Annotated in this window: 15 protein-coding genes; 9 read left to right on the plus strand and 6 right to left on the minus strand. The window is 33.5% G+C overall.

Going from position 1 to position 19,188, the window contains the following annotated elements:
- Window positions 1-186 precede the first annotated feature (186 nt).
- Both OCV48_RS00520 and OCV48_RS00525 read right to left on the minus strand, forming a co-directional pair.
- On the minus strand, window positions 187-732 hold the full coding sequence (locus tag OCV48_RS00520; protein WP_021981750.1) for a rubredoxin-like domain-containing protein: 546 nt from the start codon (window positions 730-732) through the stop codon (window positions 187-189).
- Between the two features lie 185 nt (window positions 733-917).
- Window positions 918-1,322, minus strand: a complete 405-nt coding sequence (locus OCV48_RS00525; protein WP_147590831.1) for a Fur family transcriptional regulator — start codon at window positions 1,320-1,322, stop codon at window positions 918-920.
- A 518-nt stretch (window positions 1,323-1,840) separates the two neighbouring features.
- On the opposite strand from OCV48_RS00525, the gene OCV48_RS00530 reads away from it, so the two are divergent.
- The 6 genes from OCV48_RS00530 (at window position 1,841) to mfd (ending at window position 10,857) form a co-directional block, all read left to right on the plus strand.
- On the plus strand, window positions 1,841-3,115 hold the full coding sequence (locus OCV48_RS00530; protein ID WP_021981748.1) for a glucose-1-phosphate adenylyltransferase: 1,275 nt from the start codon (window positions 1,841-1,843) through the stop codon (window positions 3,113-3,115).
- On the plus strand, window positions 3,112-4,233 hold the full coding sequence (gene glgD, locus OCV48_RS00535; protein ID WP_021981747.1) for a glucose-1-phosphate adenylyltransferase subunit GlgD: 1,122 nt from the start codon (window positions 3,112-3,114) through the stop codon (window positions 4,231-4,233). The genes OCV48_RS00530 and glgD overlap by 4 nt, the downstream gene beginning before the upstream one ends.
- Window positions 4,234-4,268: 35 nt before the next feature.
- Window positions 4,269-4,541 carry a septation regulator SpoVG gene (gene spoVG, locus OCV48_RS00540; RefSeq protein ID WP_021981746.1) on the plus strand — a complete coding sequence of 91 codons (273 nt, stop codon included), beginning with the start codon at window positions 4,269-4,271 and terminating at the stop codon, window positions 4,539-4,541.
- 175 nt (window positions 4,542-4,716) lie between these two features.
- Window positions 4,717-6,615 (plus strand): [Fe-Fe] hydrogenase large subunit C-terminal domain-containing protein, encoded by a 1,899-nt coding sequence (locus OCV48_RS00545; protein ID WP_262558490.1) that lies wholly within the window; start codon window positions 4,717-4,719, stop codon window positions 6,613-6,615.
- A gap of 16 nt (window positions 6,616-6,631) precedes the next feature.
- Entirely contained in the window at window positions 6,632-7,192 is a 561-nt protein-coding gene (gene pth, locus OCV48_RS00550; RefSeq protein ID WP_147590833.1) for an aminoacyl-tRNA hydrolase, read from the plus strand.
- 119 nt (window positions 7,193-7,311) lie between these two features.
- Entirely contained in the window at window positions 7,312-10,857 is a 3,546-nt protein-coding gene (mfd, locus tag OCV48_RS00555) for a transcription-repair coupling factor (protein ID WP_147590834.1), read from the plus strand.
- A 381-nt stretch (window positions 10,858-11,238) separates the two neighbouring features.
- Here the strand turns inward: mfd and OCV48_RS00560 are convergent, their stop codons facing one another.
- From OCV48_RS00560 to OCV48_RS00575, 4 genes are all read right to left on the minus strand, one after another.
- Window positions 11,239-12,486 (minus strand): LCP family protein, encoded by a 1,248-nt coding sequence (locus OCV48_RS00560; protein WP_021981742.1) that lies wholly within the window; start codon window positions 12,484-12,486, stop codon window positions 11,239-11,241.
- A 231-nt stretch (window positions 12,487-12,717) separates the two neighbouring features.
- A complete protein-coding gene (locus OCV48_RS00565) occupies window positions 12,718-13,761 on the minus strand; it encodes a hypothetical protein (protein WP_147590835.1) in 1,044 nt (347 codons plus the stop codon).
- Complete coding sequence (locus tag OCV48_RS00570) at window positions 13,745-15,187, minus strand: sensor histidine kinase (protein ID WP_147590836.1); 1,443 nt, start codon at window positions 15,185-15,187, stop codon at window positions 13,745-13,747. Before OCV48_RS00570 ends, OCV48_RS00565 begins: the two co-directional genes overlap by 17 nt.
- Window positions 15,188-15,291: 104 nt before the next feature.
- Complete coding sequence (locus tag OCV48_RS00575; protein WP_021981739.1) at window positions 15,292-15,954, minus strand: response regulator transcription factor; 663 nt, start codon at window positions 15,952-15,954, stop codon at window positions 15,292-15,294.
- A 253-nt stretch (window positions 15,955-16,207) separates the two neighbouring features.
- Between OCV48_RS00575 and ptb the strand changes: the two genes are divergently transcribed.
- The 3 genes from ptb (at window position 16,208) to OCV48_RS00590 (ending at window position 19,110) form a co-directional block, all read left to right on the plus strand.
- Window positions 16,208-17,125, plus strand: a complete 918-nt coding sequence (ptb, locus tag OCV48_RS00580) for a phosphate butyryltransferase (RefSeq protein ID WP_021981738.1) — start codon at window positions 16,208-16,210, stop codon at window positions 17,123-17,125.
- 48 nt (window positions 17,126-17,173) lie between these two features.
- Window positions 17,174-18,238: a butyrate kinase gene (gene buk / locus OCV48_RS00585; RefSeq protein WP_021981737.1), complete on the plus strand. Its 1,065-nt coding sequence runs from the start codon at window positions 17,174-17,176 to the stop codon at window positions 18,236-18,238.
- Between the two features lie 224 nt (window positions 18,239-18,462).
- Complete coding sequence (locus OCV48_RS00590) at window positions 18,463-19,110, plus strand: HAD hydrolase-like protein (RefSeq protein ID WP_021981736.1); 648 nt, start codon at window positions 18,463-18,465, stop codon at window positions 19,108-19,110.
- The last annotated feature ends 78 nt before the right edge of the window (window positions 19,111-19,188 follow it).

Genomic DNA, 19,188 nt, shown 5'->3' on the forward strand with positions numbered 1-19,188 from the left:
GATATATGCAAATAAAAATATATAAATATAATTTTAAATTCTAATGTAAAATGTAATTGTAAATGCTTACGCTGATTTTTAGAAAATGAAAGTTTAGTATTTAAAACAGGTGTGAAAATTATGTTGAACTTCCACACCTGTTTTATTGCTCTAAAAATGAATCATTTAGTTAAATTATATTCTAGATTAGCCAAAGTATCTCTTTAATAATCCTTCGAATGCTTTTCCGTGTCTTGCTTCGTCTCTAGCCATCTCATGAACTGTATCGTGGATTGCATCAAGGTTAGCAGCTTTAGCACGTTTAGCAAGGTCAACTTTACCGGCTGTAGCACCATTTTCAGCTTCTACACGTAATTCAAGATTTCTCTTTGTGCTGTCTGTTACAACTTCTCCAAGTAATTCGGCGAATTTTGCTGCGTGTTCTGCTTCTTCGTAAGCAGCTTTCTCATAATACATACCGATTTCAGGATAACCCTCTCTATGAGCTACTCTTGCCATTGCAAGGTACATACCAACTTCTGAACATTCACCCTCGAAGTTAGCTCTTAAATCAGCGATGATATCCTCGCTTACGCCTTTAGCAACACCTACAACGTGTTCTGCTGCCCAAGTTTTCTCACCCTCAGATACCTTTGTGAACTTATCGGAACCAACGCCACATACTGGACATTTTTCTGGAGCTGCATCTCCCTCATAAACATAACCACATACTGAACATACGAATTTTGACATAATTTCAATCTCCTTTTCTAAAATATTTTTTTATTTAATAACATGCTGTTATTGTATTATATTTTCAAATTAATATACGTAAATTACATTTTATCAATTTGAATTAAAATCAATAATGATTACTGCTTTAGTATAACATATAATTTCTGTTTGTCAAGAAGAAAATGATAATTATTTTCAATTATTTAATTAACTTCTTCTTTAAGGCAGTTAGGACATTTACCATAGAAGTAAATATTGTGACCGCTTATTTTGCCGTTAAAATTAGTAGCGGCAAGGGTATCAATAAAATCAATATTCTCCATCTCTAAATCAATTACACTATAACATTCAGAGCATATAAAATGGTTGTGAGGCTTTGGATTGCCATCAAAATGTTCTGAATCATCACCACATGATATCTTCTGGATTATGCCGAGTTCAGCCAACAGAGAAAGGTTACGGTAGACTGTTCCAAGGCTTATATTAGGAAAATCTTCCTTTACAGCATTGTAAATTGTATCAGCAGTAGGATGGTCCTTTCGTGGTAATAAATAATTAAGAATCGCATCACGTTGTCTGCTTTTATTTAAAGTTCGTGTTATTGCCATAATAATCTCCTTTCTGCAGACACAAAGTACCAAAGGAATCATGAGCCAAATGTTAAATTTGGCTCTGCGATAGATGCGATTTGTGGTGCCTGCGACACAAATCGTAGTGTGAAAAATAAGTGTATCAACATCATTTTTATACTAATCATATATTTTATGAAATTAATAATCAATCCTATTTTATTTTAGAATATTATTATATTAATGTCAATGAAAATATGTTGTATACAAATAAAAAATAAAATTTTAAATTCCATCGTACTTCCAGGTAGTGAAATTTAGTAATGTGTATGTAAATAGTGAGATTGCTTATAAGAATTGTATTCGTTTTTTTAACTTCTTTAATAGAATGATTTGACATAATCAATAAAAAATCTTACTAAAATTATACATTTCGACGAATAAAGTGAAGGTTGTAGAAAAATAACGAAAATTTAATAAGAAAAAATGTAAAATCAGTTCAATATTTTTCTGATATATGTTATAATAATTGCATAAAACTACAGCGAGGTGATAGCGTGATTAAGAAAGAAATGATAGCCATGTTACTGGCAGGCGGACAGGGAAGCAGACTTGGGGTTCTTACATCAAAGGTAGCAAAACCAGCAGTAGCCTTTGGTGGTAAGTATAGAATTATTGACTTTCCATTAAGTAACTGTATTAACTCGGGTGTGGATACAGTGGGGGTTTTAACGCAATATCAACCACTGCGACTTAACGCTCATATAGGTATAGGTATACCTTGGGATTTGGATAGAAATATTGGTGGTGTTACAGTATTACCACCATACGAGAGAAGTGGTAATAGTGAATGGTACACTGGTACAGCTAATGCTATTTACCAGAACCTGGATTACATAGATTCATATAATCCTGACTACGTTCTTATATTATCCGGAGACCACATATATAAGATGGATTATGAAGTTATGCTTGATTATCATAAGGCTAATAAAGCAGATGTAACTATTGCTACTATGCCGGTACCTTATGAAGAGGCAAGCAGATTTGGTATTGTTCTGACAGATGAGGATAACAGAATAACAGAATTTGAAGAGAAACCTGAGAATCCAAGAGGTAATCTTGCTTCAATGGGTATCTACATATTTAGCTGGCCTGTTTTAAGGGAAGCACTTATTACAATGTCGAACCAGAGCAATTGTGACTTTGGTAAGCATATTATTCCTTATGTTCATGGTAATAAGCAGAGGTTATTTGCATATGAATACAATGGATATTGGAAAGACGTTGGAACACTTTCTTCTTATTGGGAAGCTAATATGGAATTGATAAATATAATTCCTGTATTTAATCTTTATGAGGAATTCTGGAGAATTTATACTAAGAGTGATACACTTCCACCACAGTACATTTCAGAATATGCTAAGGTAGAAAGAAGTATTATCAGTGAAGGTACAGACATTTATGGTGAAGTATATAATTCAGTTATTGGCGCAGGAGTTACCATTGAAGAGGGTGCAGTAGTAAGAGATTCAATTATTATGAAGAATACTGTAATTGGAAAAGGCAGTAAGGTAACGAGAAGCATCATAGCAGAGAATGTTAAAGTTGGACATGATGTAGAGATAGGTATCGGAGAAGAAGCACCAAGTAAGCTTGATCCTAAGATATATAATAGTGGTCTTACAACAATTGGTGAGAATACAGTGATACCTAACGGCGTTAAGATAGGTAAGAATATTGCGATTTCAGGTATTACAACAGCCGAAGATTATCCGGATGGAGTTCTTCAAAGTGGCGAATTTATTATTAAGGCAGGTGACGTGAGATGAGAGCGATAGGAATTATACTAGCTGGTGGTAATAATAACAAGATGAAGGAGCTATCATATAAACGTGCCATAGCAGCCATGCCGATAGCAGGAAGTTACAGAAGTATTGACTTTGCACTTAGTAATATGTCTAACTCACATATTCAGAAAGTTGCTGTACTTACACAGTATAATGCATTGTCACTTAATGAACATTTAAGCTCATCAAAATGGTGGGATTTTGGTAGAAAACAAGGTGGTTTGTATGTATTTACACCATCTATTACAGCAGAGAATGGTTTCTGGTATCAGGGAACAGCAGATGCTATTTACCAGAATATCAGCTTTTTGAAGAATAGTCATGAGCCATATGTAGTAATTGCTTCAGGTGATGGAATCTATAAGCTAGATTATAATAAGGTGCTTGAGTACCACATTGCTAAGAAAGCAGATATTACAGTTGTTTGTAAAGATTTTCCGGAAGGAACAGACGTAACAAGATTCGGTTGCGTTAAGATGAACGAAGACAGCAGAATTATTGAATTCGAAGAGAAACCTCTTGTATGCAATTCTAATACAGTTTCAACGGGTGTTTATGTAATCAGGAGAAGGTTACTTATAGAGCTGATTGAGAAGAGCGCATCAGAGGATAGATATGATTTCGTTAATGACATTCTCGTAAGATATAAGAATGTTAAGAGAATATATGGGTACAAGCTTAGTACATATTGGAGCAATATAGCTACAGTTGATTCGTATTTTAAGACAAATATGGACTTCTTAAAACCAAGTGTAAGAGACTATTTCTTCAAACAATATCCTGATGTATATTCAAAGGTTGATGATTTACCACCTGCGAAATACAATCCTGGTGCGATAGTTAAGAACAGTCTTATAAGTAGTGGCTGTATCATAAATGGTGTTGTAGAGAATTCTATTTTATTTAAGAAAGCATATATAGGAAATAATTGTACAATCAAGAATTCAATTATTCTTAATAATGTTTATATTGGCGACAATACATATATCGAGAACTGTATTGTAGAAAGCCGCGATACAATCAGAGCAAACGCAACATATATAGGAAATAATGGCGATATTAAGATAGTAGTTGAGAAAAACGAAAGATATAGCCTATAGAAAACTATAATAATGCGTTGGGAAGGGGACACAGAATGCAGATTACAGATGTCAGAGTGAGAAAAGTTTCAAAAGATGGTAAAATGAAAGCGATTGCATCTATTACATTGGATAATGAATTCGTTATCCATGATATAAAAGTAATAGAGGGCGAGAAAGGTTTATTCATAGCGATGCCTAGCAGAAAAGCATCAGATGGTGAATACAGAGATATCGCTCATCCTATTAATTCGGATACAAGAGCCAGAATACAGAGTGTAGTTCTTAAGAAATATGATGAAACGGAACTTGAAGAGATTGAAGCATAGTAAGAATTAGGAAATGATATTGGACTGCCGCAGCGCGGCAGTCCTTTGTTTGAATAGTATGGACAGCTATTATTTTGATAAATTAAAAAGGTAAGACAGTTTGTGACAGGTAATATACATTTAAAATGTATTAGAAAATATTTTAATAAATCTTATAGAGAGGTAGGTTATAACAATGATATTTACTAATGAAAATTGTGTAGATTGTAATAAATGCATTAGGAGTTGTCCGGTATTAATTGCAAATATTTCTAAGGAGAATTCAATTAGTGTAAACGATGAGGCTTGTATCAAGTGCGGAGCCTGTTTTAAGGAGTGTCAGCATAGTGCCAGAGAGTATGAGGATGATACGGAGAAATTTCTAAAGGATCTGAAAGCAGGTAAGAAGATAAGTGTGTTAGTAGCTCCTGCATTTGTTGCTAATTATCCAAATGATTATAAAAAGATATATGGTTATCTCAAGTCTTTAGGGGTAGTTGATATTTATTCTGTTTCCCATGGTGCTGATATTTGTACATGGTCATACATTAAGTATATCAAGAAAACGGGTAAAAAGGGCCTTATATCTCAGCCATGTCCTGCAATAGTTAATTATATTGAGAAATACAGACCTGAACTTATTAAAAATTTGATGCCTTTACAAAGTCCTATGATGTGTGAGGCAATATATCTTAAAAAATATAAGCAGGTAGCAGAGAGTTTAGCTTTTATCAGTCCATGTATTGCTAAGGGTGATGAGATAAAGGATAAAAATACTAAGGGATTTGTGAAGTATAATGTAACATTTAAGAAATTATTAGCTGCTATTAAAGAAAGTTACTATTCGTCCAAGGAATATGATGAGGTTATTGATTATGGCTTGGGTAGTATTTATCCGCATCCAGGTGGACTTAAGGAAAACGTAAACTTCTTTCTTGGCAATGTACCGGTATTACAGGTAGAAGGTACGTCAGAAGCATATAAATTTCTTGATTCTTATACGGATATGAAGGGAGATAAACCATTTCTTGTAGATATATTAAATTGTAGTAAAGGTTGCCTGAGAGGTACTGCTGTAGATGAGAATATTGATGATGTATCTGTTGAACTTGCTGTTTATAAATCAAAGGATTTAGTTGTTAATAAACTGGAAAAAAGAGGCATTTTCCATAAATCGGGGACGGTTAATCCTTGGAACGAATCTCTTACTTATGAGGAAAGATGGCAAGCTTTAGACCAGCAGTTTTCGGATTTAAAACTTGAAGATTTTAGTAGAAACTACAAGGATAAGTCTGTGCATATGAAAGTGCCTGGTGAAGCTGAGAAAAATGAAATCTTTAATAGTTTGCTTAAAGAAAATATTGAAGATAGAAGTATTAATTGCGGCTGTTGTGGTTACAGCACTTGTAGTATGATGGCACAGGCAATTCACAATGGTGTAAATAATAAAGATAATTGTATATATTATAACAAAAAGGTAGCCGATTTAGAAAGACAGAAGGTAGCGGAGCTACATCAGAAAAATCTTAAGGAACAGGATATACATAACCAAAAACTATCTAAAGTAGTTGAAAGGTTCAATCTTCTTAATTATAGTATAGTAGATTTAGCTAAGGCTAATGAAATTACAGCGGAGGATGCTACTGAAATTACTCAGGCAGTAGCTGATATTTCAGAAAAATGCGAAATAATCAGAGGTGGATTAGAGGTCTTTTCTGAATTTATAAAAGAATATAATTGTAGTAATGAAAAAATTTCAGATATAGCCAGTCAGACTAATTTATTAAGTCTAAACGCTTCAATAGAGGCGGCAAGGGCTGGAGATGCCGGTAGAGGTTTCACGGTAGTAGCAAGTAATATCAGGGATTTATCTGATAATACAAAGAGATTAATTGAACAAAATAAAACACAGTCAGTGAATACAATTCCTAAGATAGAAGACAGTGTAAGGTCGATTACAGAGTTACTTGAGAGTATTGAAAAAATGAATGGTAAAGTTACAAATATCGCAGCTACCACAGAGGAAATTTCAGCTCAAAGCGAAAGTATACAATCTATGAGTGAGGAAATTCAAGTGGCTGTAGAGGATATATAGGAGGCTGAAAATATATATGATACTTATAGCAGGTTTAGGTAATCCAACTGATAAATATAGAGGAACAAGGCATAATGTTGGTTTTGATGCGATTGACAGAATTGCTGAAGATAATGATATACTAGTTGAGACGTACAGACATAAGGCATTGTGTGGAAAAGGAATAATAGGTGGTCAGAAAGTGCTTATTATGAAGCCACAGACATTTATGAATAATAGTGGTGAAGCAATTAGGGAAGCTATGGACTTTTATAAGATTAACCCTGAAGATGATCTTATAATTATCTATGATGATATAAGTCTTGCTGAGGGCAAATTAAGAATAAGAGCCAAGGGAAGTGCCGGAGGACATAATGGAATTAAAAGCATAATTGCACATACAGGTACTGATAAATTCAAGCGTATTAGAATCGGAATTGGTGAGAAACCTGATAAAATGGACTTAGCAGATTATGTATTAGGACATTTCAGTGTAGCAGATAGAAAATTAGTCGATGATGGCATAAAAAATGCATCAGAAGCAATTAATATAATTATAGAAAAAGATATTAATGCAGCAATGAATAAATTTAATTAATATAATAGGATTATAATAGTAATGATGAATTTATTAATGCATTAATTGAATTGTGAAAAATATTAACGTAGTAATGAAGCAATACAATTTATTTAATTAATATATGAGAGGATTCAAGAATGAAAACTTTTGAAGAACCCTTGTTAGAATATAGTGAATATATTCAGCTGATGGATAGACTTGATAAAGATAAGAAAGGTAATATTGCATTAGGTGTAACCGGTTGTGTTGATTCACAGCAGGTCAATTTTATGAATGGAATTACCTCTAAATACAAATACAGTGTCGTCGTAACTCACAACGAAAAACGTGCCAGAGAGATTTATGAGGACTATTTGTTGTACAACAAGAACACTATCCTGTATCCTGCGAAAGATTTTATATTTTTTAATGCTGACATTCATGGCAATTTGACACTTACTGAAAGACTTAGTGCAATCAGGAGAATTATCGAGAATAAGGACACTGTTATTGTAACAACGATTGATGGACTTATGGATAAACTTATTCCGATAGATATTATCAAGGAAAATCTTATTCATATTAATATGGAGGAAAAAATTGATTTAGACAAAGTCCAGGCTAAACTTGTTAATATGTCTTATGAAAAAGTCAGTCAGGTGGAAATGAGTGGACAGTTTGCTGTCAGAGGCGAGATTCTTGATATATTTCCGATGACAGAGGATACACCAGTCAGAATTGATTTATGGGACGATGAGATAGATTCTATAAAATATTTCGACGTTGATAGTCAGCGTTCGATTGAAAATATTAATGAGATAACGATTTATCCAGCAACAGAATATATTCTTGACAAGGAAATGATTAACAACGGAGTAAAAGCCATCAATAAAGAGATGGTGAAAGTCGAAAAAAAATTTCGCGAAGCTATGAAAACTGAAGAGGCACACAGGATTAAAACGATTGTTAAAGAATTCACAGAACAGCTAGAACTCGGTAATATCAATGTTGCAATTGACAGCTTTATTAATTATTTCTATAGTGAAATGTCATCACTCATAGAATATTTAGAAGATAAAGATGTAATATATATATTTGATGAACCATCAAGGCTTACAGACAGAAGTGAGACTATAGAGAAAGAATTCAGGGAGAGTATGTCTAACCGATTAGAGAAAGGTTACATACTTCCAGGACAGGCTGATGTTATGCATACCTATGGACAACTTATTGCAATGACAAGCGATAAGCAGAGAATTGTATTCACGACCTTAAGCCAGAAGATTAGGAATATCGATATTAAGGAAACATTTCATATAGAAGCGAAAAATATTGTGTCATATAACAGTAGTTTTGAACTTCTTATTAAAGATTTGAAGGATTATAGAAAAAAGGGCTACAAGATTCTGATACTCACTAATTCGAGAACCAAAGCTGAACGTCTTGCGGATAATATAAGGGATTATGAAATGGAAGCATTTTATTCGGAGAATCCCGAAAGAATATTAAAACCTAAAGAGATAATGGTTACTTATGGTAATCTACATCAGGGTTTTGAGTATCCACTTATTAAATTTATCGTAATTACACAATCGGATATATTTGGCAAAGAGAAAGCCAGAAAGAAACGTGCCAAAAAGCAGTATTCGGGCAGCAAGATACAAGATTTCTCACAGCTTAATATTGGCGATTATGTAGTACATGAGAATCATGGATTAGGAGTCTATCGTGGTATTGAGAAGATAGAAGTCGATAAGGTTATCAAGGATTATATTAAGATAGAATATGCAGGAAACAGTAATCTCTATATTCTTGCGACACAGTTAGATTTAATACAGAAATATTCGGGTGCTGATGCCAAAGTTCCTAAGTTAAATAAACTTGGTACACAGGACTGGGTTAAGACTAAGACTAAGGTTAAGGGTGCAGTTAAAGACATTGCCAAAGATTTAGTAGAAATATATTCAGCCAGACAGAATCAGAAAGGATATGAATTCAGCCCTGATAATATATGGCAGAAAGAATTCGAGGAAATGTTTCCATATGAAGAAACGAATGACCAGTTAGCTGCGATTGAAGATACTAAAAAAGATATGGAAAGCAGCAGGATAATGGACAGACTTGTATGCGGAGATGTCGGATATGGTAAGACAGAGATTGCCATAAGAGCAGCATTTAAGGCAGTTCAGGACGGTAAGCAGGTAGCGGTATTAGTTCCAACTACTATTCTTGCACAACAGCATTACAACACATTTAGCCAGAGAATGAAGGATTATCCTGTAAGAGTAGATATGCTGTCAAGATTTAGGACAGCATCAGGTGCTAAGGATACAATTAATGGTCTTAAGACAGGTGAAGTAGATATTGTAATCGGAACACATCGTCTGTTATCTAAGAATATTGTATTTAAAGATTTGGGTTTATTAATTGTAGATGAAGAGCAGAGGTTTGGAGTTACGCATAAAGAAAAAATCAAGGCAATGAAGAAAGAGGTAGATGTTCTGACTCTTACAGCAACGCCAATTCCTAGAACTCTTCATATGAGTCTTGTGGGAATAAGAGATATGAGTGTATTAGAGGAACCACCTGTAGACCGTCTTCCGATTCAGACCTATGTTATGGAATATGATGACGAGATGATTCGTGAAGCAATCAACAGGGAAATGAGTCGTGGCGGACAGGTGTATTATGTATATAACCGGGTTAATGACATTGATGAAGTAGCTAGTCGAATTGCTAGGCTCGTTCCTGATGCAAATGTTGTATTTGCACATGGACAGATGAATGAAAGACAGTTAGAGCAGATAATGTACGACTTTATCGAAGGTGAAATAGATGTGCTTGTATCGACTACAATTATAGAAACAGGATTAGACATTTCTAATGTTAATACGATAATTATTCATGATGCTGATAAGTTCGGGTTGTCGCAGTTATACCAGCTTCGAGGAAGAGTTGGACGTTCTAATCGTACATCTTATGCATTTCTTATGTACAAGAGAGATAAGATGTTAAAAGAAGTGGCAGAAAAACGTTTGCAGGCAATCAGGGAATTTACGGAGCTTGGAAGTGGCTTTAAGATAGCCATGCGTGACTTAGAGATTCGTGGTGCAGGTAATGTTTTGGGCGCAGAACAACATGGACATATGGCAGCAGTCGGATATGACCTGTATTGCAAATTACTTAATGAAGCGGTATCTGTAGAGAAAGGTGAGCAGGTGCGTGATGACTTCGAAACTAAGATTGACTTGAATGTTGATGCATTTATTCCGCCATCATATATAAGAAATGAGATGCAGAAGCTTAATACCTATAAGAAGATTGCAAGTATTACTTTAGAAGAAGAATATAGTGATATGCAGGACGAATTAATTGACAGATTCGGTGAAATGCCTAAAAATGTTATGAATCTTCTTGCAATTGCCCTTATAAAAGGAATGGCACATAAGGCATGGATAACAGAGATAACAAATGATGATGGAAATATTAAGATTATTATGTATCGCAATGCCGATATTGACACTACTAAGATTCCAGAGATAGTGGATAAATATGCAGGAAAATTGAAATTTATTCCTGAAGCAAATCCATATTTCATCTATTATAATGATAAAAAGATAAATGATATGGAAGTATATAGAAAAGTATTGCAGGAAATAATAGAAGATATAAGCAGTTTGGATAATTCGTTGGCAGATAACTGATATGTCAAGATAAAGGATGCAGTTCATAGGCTGGACTTTTAATTAGTTAGCAGGATATTTATATATGAACTGCAACCAGATGTTTTGACGTTAATTAATGAATGAAAATTAATAGGGAGTGGTAGATATTAAGGTCAGATATGTTTTAGGTTATATATTTGGTGCAGTGGTGTTAGCTATATTAGTGATACTAATAATTGAGAAATATTTTATGTGAATGGAAGATGTGGTTAAATGGGTAAATAAGTAAAATAAGATATATTATTGAGTGATGGAATAATAACAAAATAAGAATAACAACGAAATAATGCAGAGATGTATAGTTGCTTATGACTATATATCTCTGCATTGTAATTTAATTATCTAATTATTTTGATTATTTTAATCATCTGAATCATCCGAAGTTGAATTATCATTACTATTATTTGTTGGTGGGTATACACCTGTTTCATCAATAAGATAATCATTTATCTTCGTTACCATTCTTGATGGTGTATATGATTTATCAGGGAATAAGAACTGATGTAATCGTATAACATTCTGTTCAAGCCCCATTGGAACTACATAACCATAATATGCTTCCCCTCTTTCAGGAGTATAGGTGTCATATGGGAAACCGACTGTATCCTTAAGATTACAATCCACAGCAACTGTAAGAAGATCAACGATTCTGTTCCAAGGTATGTTAGTTGATAAAATCTTTGAACCATTAATATCATTTTCCTTAATAATAGTGTCTGCCACCTTAAGCAATTGGTTAACACCTGCTGACTGGGCTTTCTCTAATATCTTAGTGAGGATAAGTCTCTGTCTGGCTGTTCTACCGTAATCATTATGATAAACAGTTCCATCTGCTGCAGTAAATGGTGAGTATCTTATACGACAATATGCTGTTGCCTGAAGTCCTGAAAGATGAACATTACCTGATTCCTCTACATCAGGAGCATCCATACCTGTAATTATTCTTGTTTCTGTAAGGTAGCCACTGATATAGAAAGCTTCTTCATCGGTTATGGTTATATCAACGCCACCAAGTGCATCGATTATTTTAGCAAGTCCCTGGAAGTTAACAAGTGCGTATTCTGTAATATCAAGGTCAAAGTTGTTATTAAGCATATTCAATGCACCCTCAACACCATTTCTAAAGAATGCAGAATTTGCCTTTTCGTAATCAATATCTCCGTCAGATGTAGTCATACGTAGTAATGAATCGCGATATACAGAGACTAAATTCACATCATGTGTCTTATTATTAATACTTACAATCATAATAGTATCAGTATGTGTACCATTTTCGAATTCTCCATCACGTGGGTCAATACCGAATAATGCGATATTAGTGTATCCGTCACCTAGGTCAACTGTTTTGATTTTGTCCTTATCTGTTGTAGTATCTAATACATTTTTATCATAATCATCTTTGTAAAGAGATTTTAGCAGGCTCTGTCCAGCCGGGCATTTTGTAAATGTCTTGACTATAAATGATTTGGAGTTAGGCATAAGATAAATTGAAACACAGACAATTACAAGTAATAGTACTATTGCTTCGATTGTAAGAAGTGCTATTCTTCTTCTCTTTTTTCTTTTTTTTCTTTTAAGTCTTTCGGCTTTTGATGTTGAAGTTGCCATTATTTACCTCGTTTCTAAATAAAAATTTCTATGTTTATTTTGTAAAATTCTAGTTGTTATGAATATTATCTGCAATAATAAAAATAAGATGAAGGCAGAAAATATTGTCTGCTAATTGATACAGATATTTAATAATCATTTATCAATAAGCAAAGCTAAGTATACTTTATTACAATTATAATGTAAATATATTTATAAATATCTTTTGTAAAAATAATGTAAAGATTAATACTATTCTGACAAATTAAAACCATTAAAGACATGCAGCAGAGGATCATAATGGAATACTATATTGGAGTCAGAAAGAATCAGCAAGAATTCATTTTTGGTTTTAACAATCTGATATGAGTTCTGGTCATCATTTGTTAAATCAGAATCTTTGTATTTGGAATATTTAGTATAATAATCTTCGTGCTCTTTTTCAAACTCATCTATGTCATATGAACTGTCATCCTGTAAATATTTCTCATAATAATCATTTGTATAATTAATTGTAATGTCAAGATTGGTTTCAGTATTTTCTTCTAAATTAACACTGATATCAGAAGATGAAGAGATATTCAGGTAATAATTCTTCAGAAAATCATTTAGAAATATAATGTCATTTACTAATAGAAGCAGAGTATCTCTGTTACGTTCTGACACCAGACTACTAAGAATCTTGTTACCGTTTTCCATAACTTCATCAGTGTATTTATCTGAACTGTTAATCCTTTGGCATTGAAATGAGTACAGAAAACCAGAACCATCAAATGAAAAATCAAGGTCAAATGAATGGTTGTCTATATTTATCCGGCCTTTGTAGAAGAAATAAGTAGTACTTCCTGAATATACTGTCACATAATTACCGAGATTAGTAAAGTCCATAACTGTGGATAAAGAGATATCATTTACTGCCATGTATTTTCGTAAATCTGGTGGAATTGTACGATAGAAAAAGTATCTCAGATAATCATAAAGATTGCCGGTATCTACTATGGAAGAAAGCGTTATATCATAAGTAAATGCATCGACGTTATTCAGGTAAAAATCTGCGTAGGTCATGACATCTACTGAATTGTTTGCATAATTCCATGGAAATAAAGTCACGTCACTGTCGGTTTGAGAATAGAATACGTATGAATCATTTTTTTCTATAGCAACAGGTGTTATCTTATTATCATATCTGATAATATATCTGCTCGCTTTTGCAAGAATTGTATAACCTGCAATGATTATGACAGAGGCAAAAATAATTGTTTTAATAAATGAAAAAATACTATTTTTTAGCTTCATCAATTTCAAGTCCTTTCATTACAATAGTAACAGTTGTTCCAACACCCGTTTCGCTTTCAATAATTAGTCTGGCATTATGAATTTCGCTTATACGTTTGCATAATGCAAGCCCGAGACCTGCTCCGCCCGCCTTACGGCTTCTGGCTTTATCTATCATATAGAATGGTTCAGTTATTTTATTTAATTCTTTCTTATCAATACCAATTCCCTCATCACGTACAGATATATTAATAATTCCGTTTGTAAATCTTTCATTGATATAGATTGTATTATCTTTAGAAGATGCTTTGACAGCATTATCTACTATATTAAACAGCATGGATTTAAAAAGTTCTAAATCTATACAAAGTATACATTCATCATAAGAGATTGAAAAATTCATATTATTCTTTTCGAAAATTGGTTTAAATACCAGCTCTAACTGTGAAAATAATGAGCTCGCAGTAACTTCTGTAAATTCTAAATTAGTCTCACCAACAGTAATTATCTCCATAAGTTTACCTGATAGACTCTTAAGGCGTTTTGCCTCTTCGAATATTATTCCACTATATTCTGCAAGTTCTTCAGGTGTAATATTTCTTTTAATTCTCATAATGTCAGCAAAGCCTAATATCGATGTAAGAGGCGTCTTCATTTCATGCGATAAATTATTAATGAATTGTTTTCTGTTTTCAGCTGTTTCCTGTAATAATGTAACATTTTCTTCGATGGAGTCTGCCATTATATTCATATTATGTGCCAATTCGCCAAGTTCGTCATTAGTTTTTATATTAAGACGTTTTGAATAATCACCATTTGCAATAAGATGTGTTGAATTATTAAGATTTGACAATGGTCTAAGTAATAGTTTAACAAGAATGAGCAGGATAAATGCACACAATAATGAAAGACATATACTAAGCAATTTCGCATAATCTAATTGTGCAGAATATAAATCATAGATTTCTGTAATATCAGTCGATGAAACGAAGATGAATTCCTGTCGCTCTAATGATATATATGATGCAATTATAAGGTAATGAGAACGACCATTTTTAACTACCTGCTTAGCTGTTTGATTATTAGGTGAAACAGCTTTTAACAGGTCATTACTTATATCAATATTTATATTATTATACAGAAAATCATAGGAAGTATTAAAAAGCGCAACGGAAGTAGTCTCCTTAGAAGATGAGTTGTCAAATATTGATTTCATCACATTTGCAATGTCTTTTGTAGGAAGTAAAACAGAGCCGCTTCTAAGTCGCTCGGCTATAATTCGGTTATTGATATTAGAAATAAGATATTCATGCACGGATAATGTACTTTCTGTCTGTCGTATCATCGACGATTTAAAATTATTTTTAAGTAGCAGGACACCAAGTGTGCTTACAGCAAGCATTGCAGTAAGCAAAGCCCATAGGAAAATTTTCTGCCAGAGTTTCATAGTTTCTCCAATTCTGTCAAAATTTTATATTAGTTTACATAATGTGTATTAATCTGTTATAAATTAAATATTATATGCATTAGTAATATCACGCATTAGTGGTATTAAGCATCGGTTTCTTTATTTAAACGGTAACCGAGTTTAGGCAGTGTGACTAATTTAGTCTTAAGATTAAGCTTCTTTCTTAACTGCTGTATGTGAATATCGACAGTTCTGGATTCGCCCTCAAATTCATAGCCCCATATGGTGGAAAGAAGCTGCATTCTGGTGATTGCCACATCAACATGCCTAATAAAGAATACTAAGAGTTCAAATTCCTTTGGAGTAAGATTAACATTAACACCATTCTGCTGACAGCTATGTACTGAGGTATCAACTACTATATCTCCGTATGTAAGAAGGTGTCCCTCTTTATTATATCTTCTGAGTACGACTTCAATTCTGGCTAAAAGCTCCATCGCTTCAAACGGTTTAACAATATAATCTTCAGCACCAAGCTTAAGACCAGTGACCTTATCCATTACGTCCTGTTTAGCTGTAATGAATATAACAGGAGTATCATTTGTTTTCCTGGAAATTATCTGGAAACCATCCATTCCAGGCAACATTACATCAAGAAGTATAAGGTCAAAAGCATTGGAGTTAATAAGTTCTAATGCCTTAATACCGTCCTGGCAGGACACAGAACTGTAACCGCCTATTTCAATAGTAGTCTGAATCATTTTTGCAATATTTATATCATCTTCGACAACGAGTATTCTAATCATATGTTTTCTCCCTGTAAATTTTGTATAATCATTATTGATTATGTTATAATAAGTATATTTTAAGTTCATTTTGCAAAAAAGTATACTGATTTTTGTAAATAAAATGCAAAATTAACAAATTAGCATTAATAAGCAATTGTATCTGTTCGTGTACTTGAATTTTTGTCAAGTAAGTGCTATATTATCCATATTAGTGTGAATATGCAGGCGATATTGTGTAATCACAAATAAAATTAACGTAAGAGGTGTCATAATGGCTAAAGGATTTGATGAATTAATTTCTAAAGTAAATAGTTGTAGTGTTAAAACTGTTTCAGTTGCGGTTGCACAAGATGCACCAGTTCTTGAAGCTGTAAAAGCAGCAAAAGAGAGAAACATTGCTAATGCAATTCTTGTTGGTGATGCTGATAAGATTAAAGAGATTGCAGCAACAATTGATATGGATTTATCTGATTACCAGGTAATTGATGAGAAAGATACAGAGCAGGCAGCACTTAAGGCTGTTGAACTTGTACATAATGGTACAGCAGATATGTATATGAAAGGATTGATTGATACTAAGTCATTCTTAAAGAGCGTACTTAATAAAGAAGTAGGACTTAGAAATAATCGTCCATTATCACATGTATGTGTATTTGAGATTGAAGGAATTAATAAGTTATTATTCCTTACAGATGTTGCATTTATGACATATCCAACACTTGAGGATAAAGTACACATTATTGAAAATACAGTTGAAATCTGTAACGCATGTGGAATTGATATGCCTAAGGTAGCTCCACTTGCAGCAGTTGAGGTAGTTAACCCTAAGATGCCTGTAACTGTTGAAGCAGCAGAACTTACAAAGATGTGTGAAGAAGGCAAGATTAAAGGTTGTATAGTTGATGGACCATTATCTATGGACCTTGCTATATGTCCTGAAGCAGCAGCTCATAAGGGCGCTGAGGGCAGAAAAATCGTTGGTGATGCTGATATCTTATTATTCCCAGACATTCATGCAGGAAATCTTGTATACAAGACACTTGTACATACAGCTAAGGTTAAGAATGGTAACATCATAACAGGTACAAAAGCACCGGTTATCCTTACATCACGTTCAGATGATTTCGAGACAAAAGTTAATTCAATAGCACTTGGTTCAGTTGTAGCAGAGGCTATGAAGAATAAATAAGATTAAATACAATTCAATTTTAAATATTTCAAAAAGGAAGGTAAAGATATGTCTGTAAAAAGTTTAATTATTAATCCAGGCTCAACATCAACAAAGATTGGTGTATTCGAAGATGAAACATTATTATTCGAAGAAACATTGAGACATTCTACAGAAGAAATAGGTCAGTTTGCAACAATAGTTGACCAGAAAGATTTCCGTAAAAATATTATTCTCAATTTATTAAAAGAGAAGAATTTCGATATTAAATCAATAAATGTAGTAGTAGGTCGTGGTGGACTGCTTAAACCAATTCCAGGTGGTACTTATGAAGTAAGCGACGAATTATTAGAAGATTTAAAGATTGGTAAACAGGGACAGCACGCTTCTAACTTAGGCGGTATTTTAGCAAGAGAAATCGGAGACGAAATCGGAGTTCCATCTTATATAGTTGACCCGGTTGTTGTTGATGAATTAAGCCCGGAAGCAAGAATTTCAGGTGTACCTGAGATTCCTCGTATAAGCATTTTCCATGCACTAAACCAGAAAGCTGTAGCTAAGAGATATGCTAAGGAAAATGATAAGAAATATGAGGACTTAAATCTTATCGTTGTACATATGGGCGGCGGTGTATCAGTTGGCGCTCATAAGAACGGTAAAGTTATAGATGTATTCAATGCACTTGACGGAGATGGCGCATTTTCACCTGAAAGAGCAGGTGGTGTTCCGGTTGGTGGACTTATCAGCCTTTGCTTCTCAGGTAAATACACAGAGAAAGAAGTATATAAGAAATTAGTTGGTAACGGCGGACTTAATGCATATCTTAATACAAATGATATGAGAGATGTAATGAAGATGGCTGAGACAGACGATAATGCTAAATTAGTTCGTGATGCATTCATCTATCAGGTAAGCAAAGATATAGGTTCAATGGCCTGCGTATTAAAAGGTAAAGTTGACCAGATAATCGTTACAGGCGGAATTGCTTATAATGACTTCATTGTTGAGAAATTAAAAGAAGCTTCAGAATGGATTGCACCATTTACAGTATATGGTGGAGAAGATGAACTTCTTGCATTAGCTCAGGGTGGTTTACGTGTAGTAAATGGCGAAGAGAAAGCAATGGAATATTAATCAGAAATTGTAAAAGAGAAGAATATAAATGGGTATGGCTGTCACTGGATTGTGGCAGCCATACTTGTAAATTAATATTGTAGAAATGTATATTTATATACAGAAAAATTGCATTTATCAGTGCAATTTATTTGTGAAAGTATTCGCCCGGGCAAATACAATTTGTAAGTGTTTGAATAGGCAAATGCAATTTAAGACAATTAGTATTATGGAAAGGTTTATATATGAAATATATCTTATTTGATTTAGATGGAACGATAACTGATCCTAAAGAGGGAATCACTAAATCTGTTGCGTATTCACTTAAGAAATTCGGCATTGAGGTCGAAGATTTAGATACACTTTGTCCATTTATCGGTCCACCGCTTAGCGATTCTTATGAGCAGTTTTATGGTTTTACGCATGAGAAAGCTATGGAGGCTGTTGATGAATACAGAGTATATTATAGAAAACAGGGAATATTTGAATGTAAATTATATGATGGAATTAAGGAATTACTTGAACATCTTCATAATGAGGGTAAGAAAGTAATCTTAGCCACTTCTAAACCTGAAGAGTTCGCGGTGCAGTTATTAGAACATTTTGATATTATTAAATATTTTGATGTGGTAGCAGGAAGTACGATGGACGGAAGCCGCGTGGAAAAGGCTGACGTAATAAGATATGCGATGAGTAGAATTAAGGAATTCGATGTAAATGATGCAGTTATGATAGGCGACAGAAAGTTCGATTACATCGGCTCTAAAGAATGTGGTATTCCTTGTATTCTGATAGGATACGGCTATGGCGAAATGGAGGAATTAGAAAATTGTAAGCCATTTGCCATAAAAGAAAGTGTTTTTGAGCTGCAAAAATTTCTTGACAGTATCTAAAAGCGGGGGTAAACTTATTTGAAAAAGAATAACGTAAATAGCAATCATAAAAGTATGCTACTGACAGATGAAAGGAAG

It is taken from the genome of Bovifimicola ammoniilytica (genome assembly GCF_025567085.1).
GTDB classification, from domain to species: Bacteria; Bacillota; Clostridia; order Lachnospirales; family Lachnospiraceae; genus Bovifimicola; species Bovifimicola ammoniilytica.

Bases quoted from the DNA above. Each gene is read 5' to 3' on its own strand.
- mfd (WP_147590834.1), top strand. From the start codon at position 7,312: ATGAAAACTTTTGAAGAACCCTTGTTAGAATATAGTGAATATATTCAG.
- spoVG (WP_021981746.1), top strand. From the start codon at position 4,269: ATGCAGATTACAGATGTCAGAGTGAGAAAAGTTTCAAAAGATGGTAAA.
- pth (WP_147590833.1), top strand. From the start codon at position 6,632: ATGATACTTATAGCAGGTTTAGGTAATCCAACTGATAAATATAGAGGA.
- glgD (WP_021981747.1), top strand. From the start codon at position 3,112: ATGAGAGCGATAGGAATTATACTAGCTGGTGGTAATAATAACAAGATG.
- buk (WP_021981737.1), top strand. From the start codon at position 17,174: ATGTCTGTAAAAAGTTTAATTATTAATCCAGGCTCAACATCAACAAAG.
- OCV48_RS00545 (WP_262558490.1), top strand. From the start codon at position 4,717: ATGATATTTACTAATGAAAATTGTGTAGATTGTAATAAATGCATTAGG.
- OCV48_RS00570 (WP_147590836.1), bottom strand. From the start codon at position 15,187: ATGAAACTCTGGCAGAAAATTTTCCTATGGGCTTTGCTTACTGCAATG.
- ptb (WP_021981738.1), top strand. From the start codon at position 16,208: ATGGCTAAAGGATTTGATGAATTAATTTCTAAAGTAAATAGTTGTAGT.
- OCV48_RS00520 (WP_021981750.1), bottom strand. From the start codon at position 732: ATGTCAAAATTCGTATGTTCAGTATGTGGTTATGTTTATGAGGGAGAT.
- OCV48_RS00525 (WP_147590831.1), bottom strand. From the start codon at position 1,322: ATGGCAATAACACGAACTTTAAATAAAAGCAGACAACGTGATGCGATT.
- OCV48_RS00575 (WP_021981739.1), bottom strand. From the start codon at position 15,954: ATGATTAGAATACTCGTTGTCGAAGATGATATAAATATTGCAAAAATG.
- OCV48_RS00590 (WP_021981736.1), top strand. From the start codon at position 18,463: ATGAAATATATCTTATTTGATTTAGATGGAACGATAACTGATCCTAAA.
- OCV48_RS00565 (WP_147590835.1), bottom strand. From the start codon at position 13,761: ATGAAGCTAAAAAATAGTATTTTTTCATTTATTAAAACAATTATTTTT.
- OCV48_RS00560 (WP_021981742.1), bottom strand. From the start codon at position 12,486: ATGGCAACTTCAACATCAAAAGCCGAAAGACTTAAAAGAAAAAAAAGA.